This is a genomic window from Ramlibacter sp. (assembly GCF_036383835.1).
Classification (GTDB): domain Bacteria; phylum Pseudomonadota; class Gammaproteobacteria; order Burkholderiales; family Burkholderiaceae_C; genus Ramlibacter.
This window is the reverse complement of sequence record NZ_DASVNN010000006.1, coordinates 1-4,829: the sequence shown is the minus strand read 5'-3', so window position 1 is coordinate 4,829 and position 4,829 is coordinate 1. Positions and strand designations below refer to the sequence as shown.

General features: G+C 69.6%; 3 protein-coding genes. 1 reads left to right on the top strand and 2 read right to left on the bottom strand.

The genetic code is table 11. The features are described from left to right. Positions 1 to 3: 3 nt before the first annotated feature. Positions 4 to 1,314 carry an ABC transporter substrate-binding protein gene (locus tag VF522_RS00750; RefSeq protein ID WP_330906285.1) on the bottom strand — a complete coding sequence of 437 codons (1,311 nt, stop codon included), beginning with the start codon at positions 1,312 to 1,314 and terminating at the stop codon, positions 4 to 6. 64 nt (positions 1,315 to 1,378) lie between these two features. Next, positions 1,379 to 2,455: a sn-glycerol-3-phosphate ABC transporter ATP-binding protein UgpC gene (locus VF522_RS00745; RefSeq protein ID WP_330906284.1), complete on the bottom strand. Its 1,077-nt coding sequence runs from the start codon at positions 2,453 to 2,455 to the stop codon at positions 1,379 to 1,381. A gap of 210 nt (positions 2,456 to 2,665) precedes the next feature. On the opposite strand from VF522_RS00745, the gene VF522_RS00740 reads away from it, so the two are divergent. After that, complete coding sequence (locus VF522_RS00740) at positions 2,666 to 4,579, top strand: PhoX family phosphatase (protein WP_330906286.1); 1,914 nt, start codon at positions 2,666 to 2,668, stop codon at positions 4,577 to 4,579. The last annotated feature ends 250 nt before the right edge of the window (positions 4,580 to 4,829 follow it).

Genomic DNA, 4,829 nt, shown 5'->3' with positions numbered 1-4,829 from the left:
GGCTCAGACCTTGTAGTAGCGCTCGGCGCGCTGCGCCGCGCGCTGCGCGGCTTCCTTGGGCGACTTCGATCCGCTCACCGCCTCGGCCACCATGTCCTGCACGATGAAGTCGGCCAGCGCGCCCGCCGAGGCATAGCCCAGGCGGCCCTGGAAGCCGGCGGGACGCATGTTCTTCACGGCGTCGCGGTAGGGCGTGTGCTTCGGGTCGATGGTCCACACCGGGTTCTTCTCGTAGGCGCGCAGCGGCTGCGAGATGTAGCCGCCGGCGGCCTGCATCCAGGGGCCGTACTGCTCCTGTTCCATCATGAAGCGCACGTACTCCTTGGCGGCCTTCGGGAACTTGGTGTGCTTGAACACCATCTGGTTGAAGAACAGGTGGTACTCGGTCGGCACGCCCACCGGGCCCACCGGGAAGTTGGCGTGCTGGATGTCGGCCGCCAGGTCCTTCACCTTCGCGTCGGTCGAGTTCTTCGCGGCGTAGTAGATCGAGATGCCGTTGTTGGTCACCGAGATCTGGCTGTCGAGGAAGGCCTTGTTGTTGTTCGGGTCCAGCCACGACAGCGTGCCCGGCGCGAAGTTGGCGTACAGCTCCTTGCCGTACTCCAGCGCCTTGAGCGTCGCGGGGCTGTCGATGGTGACCTTGTTGTTCTTGTCGACCAGCGCGCCGCCGAAGGCCCAGAGCAGCCACTGCGTCCAGCCGCTGTCGCCGGTGGCATGGCCCAGCGCCATGCCGCCGGGCGTGCCCTTGGCCTTGAGCGCCTGGAACATCTTCAGGAAGCCGTCGGTGTCCTTGGGGAAGGCGTTCACGCCCGCGGCCTTGAGCATGCTGTCGCGGTAGACCATCATCGAGCCGGTGCCGCCCAGGGGCACGCCGATCCAGCGGCGGCCGTCGGGGCGCAGGTAGGCTTCGCAGGCGGGGTACCAGCCGCCGTACTTGTTCCCGAGGTAGGTGGCGACGTCGGTCATGTCGACCAGCTTGTCCGGGTACAGGTTGGCGTCGTCGTTGGTGGACAGGATGATGTCCGGCCCGGCGCCGGTGTTGGCCGCCACCGCCGCCTTCGGGCGCACGTCCTCCCAGCCCTCGTGGTCGAGGCGGACTTCCACGCCGTACTTCTCGCTGAACTTCTTGACGTTGGCGATGTAGGCGTCCTCGTCGCCCTGCACGAAGCGCTTCCAGCGCAGCACGCGCAGCTTCGCGCCCTTCTCGGGCACGTTGTTCCACTGCGCCTGCGCGCTCGCCGGCCACAGCAGCGGCAGCGACACCGCGGCGGCGCCGGCCGAGGCCTTCTTCAGAAACTTGCGACGGTTCGTCATGGTTTGTCTCCTCGTAGGTTGGATGGACGGGAACGCAAGATGCAGGAACAGGAACGCGGGCGCGCTAGCGCGCCAGCCGCACGCCGCTGGCGGCGTCGAAGAGGTGGGCCCGCGCGGGGTCCGGCCGGAGGCGGATCATTTCGCCCGGGCGGAAGTCGTGGCGGTCGCGGAACACGCTGGTCACTTCCACGCCGGCGATCTTGGTGAAGACCTGCGTGTCGGCGCCGGTGGGCTCCACCACCACGACCTCCGTGGGGACGCCGTCCTCGCCGTTGGCCAGGTGCATGTGTTCCGGGCGGGTGCCGTAGACCACCTTCTGGCCGTCCTCGGCCGAGGCGTCCGGCGGCGCCGGCAGCGAGAGTCCGCCCTCCAGTTCCACGCGTGCGCTGCCGCTGGCCTTGCGCAGGACGCCCGGCAGGAAGTTCATGGCGGGCGAGCCGATGAAGCCGGCGACGAACTGGTTGGCCGGGCGGTCGTACAGCTCCAGCGGCGAGCCGGTCTGCTCCACGACGCCGTCGCGCATCACGACGATCTTGTCGGCCATGGTCATCGCCTCGATCTGGTCGTGCGTCACGTAGATCGAGGTGGTCTTCAGGCGCTGGTGCAGTTCCTTGATCTCGGTGCGCATCTGCACGCGCAGCTTGGCGTCGAGGTTGGACAGCGGCTCGTCGAACAGGAACACCTGCGGGTCGCGCACGATGCAGCGGCCCATGGCGACGCGCTGGCGCTGGCCGCCCGAGAGCTGGCGCGGAAAGCGGTCGAGCAGGGCGCCCAGGCCCAGGATGTCGGCCGCCTTGCGCACGCGCTCCTCGATGGAGGCCTTGGACTGCTTCGCCAGGTTCAGGCTGAAGGCCATGTTGTCGCGCACCGTCATGTGCGGATAGAGCGCGTAGTTCTGGAACACCATGGCGATGTCCCGTTCCTTGGGCGTCAGCGCGTTCACCACCCGCCCGCCGATGCGGATCTCGCCGCCGCTGATCTCCTCCAGCCCGGCGATCATGCGCAGCAGCGTGGACTTGCCGCAGCCCGAAGGCCCGACGAGCACCGCGAACTGGCCATCCTCGATGGCGATGTCCACGCCGCGGATGATGTGCGCGGCGCCGAAGTACTTCTCGACCCCAATGATGTCGACCGTGGCCATCGTCCCTCGTATGGTGTGAAAGGCGACGGACCTTGTAGCATGAATGGCTGGGCGCGTCATCGGAGGCGTCCCGGGCTTGAGTCGCCAGGCCACATTCCTGCAAAGTACTCGGCCGTGCCTTGCGTCCTCCCGGTAAAGTCGGCGCTCACGCGCGGCGCGGTGACCGCCGCCGGCAACGAGGAGACCCGCGTGTCCAAGGACTTCAGCACCATGGAGGACAGCAACCCGTCCTCCGCTCCCCACATCCGCGACCTGATGTCGCCCGCGCGCCGCACCGTGCTGCGCGCATCGGCCGGCGCGGCGGCGGCGAGCCTGCTCGCCCCCTGGCTGGCCGGTTGCGCCACGCCCCCGGGCGGCGCCGCGGCGTCGGCCCGCGCCCGTCCCGCCTTCCAGGCGATTCCCATCGGCGCCGGCGACCGCCTGGTGGTTCCGCCCGGCTACGTCGCCGCGGCGCTCGCGCCCTGGGGCGAGCCGGTGGGCGTCCCCGGCCACATGCCTGCGTGGCATCCGGATGCCAGCAACAGCGCGGCCGACCAGGCGGTGCAGATGGGCATGCACCACGACGGCATCCATTACTTCCCGCTCGATGGCTCGCGCCGCGGCCTGCTGGTGATGAACCACGAGTATGTCGACGACGGCCTGCTGCACGCCGACGGCCTGAAGACCTGGTCGGCGGAGAAGGTGCGCAAGAGCCAGGCGGCGCACGGCATCGCCGTGATCGAGGTGGAGCAGGCGGCCGACGGCGGCTGGCGCATGGTGCGTCCCTCGCGCTTCGCGCGCCGCATCACGGCCACCACGCCGTTCGCGATCGGCGGGCCGGCCGGAGGGCATCCCATGATGCGCACGGCGGCGGACCCGCAGGGCCGCACCGCCCTGGGCACGTTCAACAACTGCGCTTCCGGCAAGACGCCCTGGGGCACCTATCTCTCCGGCGAGGAGAACTTCCGCAACTACTTCGCCTCCGGCGAGAAGCTCGATGCGCACCAGCGGCGCTGGGGCATGCCGCGCGGCGCCTTCTTCCGCTGGCCGGAGCACGACGAGCGCTTCGACGCGGTGAAGAACCCGAACGAGCCGAACCGCTTCGGCTGGGTGGTGGAAGTCGATCCGATGGACCCCGCGTCGACGCCCGTCAAGCGCACGGCGCTCGGGCGCGCCGCGCACGAAGGCGCGTGGGTGGCCGTGACCCGGGACGGCCGCGCGGTGGTGTACAGCGGCGAAGACGCCCGCAACGAGTACATCTACAAGTTCGTGAGCCGGGACCGCATCCGTCCGGCCGGCAACGGGCTGACCGCGGCGCAGGCCAACCGCGAGCTGCTGGACCACGGCACGCTCCACGTCGCGCGCTTCGACGCCGACGGCACGGGCGCGTGGCTGCCGCTGGTGCACGGGCAAGGGCCGCTCACCGTGGCCAACGGCTTCGCCGACCAGGGCGAGGTGGTGATCAAGGCGCGGCAGGCGAGCGATGCGCTGCGCGCCACGCCGATGGACCGGCCCGAGTGGCTCGCGATCGATCCCCTGAGCGGCACGGTCTATTGCACGCTTACCAACAACGCCGACCGCGGCAAGCCCAACATGCCGGCGCCCGATGCGGCCAACCCGCGCGCGGAGAACACGCACGGCCACATCATCCGCTGGAACGAGGACGGCGACTTCGACGGCACGCGCTTCCGCTGGAACCACCTGGTGCTGGCCGGCGATCCGTCGCAAGCGCGGGCCGAAGCGAAGGGCAACATCAAGGGCGACCTGTTCGCGTGCCCGGACGGCATCGCCTTCGACGCGCGCGGCATGCTGTGGATCCAGACGGACGCGCACGCGACGCAGATGAACAAGGGCGAGTTCGCCAACATCGGCAACAACCAGATGCTGGCCTGCGACGTGGGCACGGGCGAGATCCGCCGCTTCCTCACCGGCCCGACCAACTGCGAGATCACCGGCATGACCATGACGCCGGACGGCCGCACGATGTTCATCAACGTGCAGCACCCGGGCGAGACACCCACCGATCGCAGCGACCCGGCGGATCCGGGCAGGTATTCGCGCTGGCCGGATTACGCGCCGAATGGGAGGCCGCGTTCGTCGACTGTCGTGATTCGGCGGATCGATGGCGGGATCGTGGGGACCTGATCCGTCGTCGTCCCCGCGCAGGCGGGGACCCAGTGCTTCCTGTCTTGAAGAGGCGCTATCGCGCCTCTTCTCGCTATTTCGCATCGCGCCACTGCCAGCCCCCGCACGGGCGGGGCCGGGGTCGCGCTGGCATGGCGTCCTTCGCGCCTGCGGCGCTCGGCAAACCTGCGAGGACCGGGCAGGCGGCCCCCGCGACCGAACTCGCTGCGTGTTTGCCCGCGCGCGGTCAAACACTCCGCTCAGACACCGG

Bases quoted from the DNA above. Each gene is read 5' to 3' on its own strand.
- VF522_RS00740 (WP_330906286.1), top strand. From the start codon at position 2,666: ATGGAGGACAGCAACCCGTCCTCCGCTCCCCACATCCGCGACCTGATG.
- VF522_RS00745 (WP_330906284.1), bottom strand. From the start codon at position 2,455: ATGGCCACGGTCGACATCATTGGGGTCGAGAAGTACTTCGGCGCCGCG.
- VF522_RS00750 (WP_330906285.1), bottom strand. From the start codon at position 1,314: ATGACGAACCGTCGCAAGTTTCTGAAGAAGGCCTCGGCCGGCGCCGCC.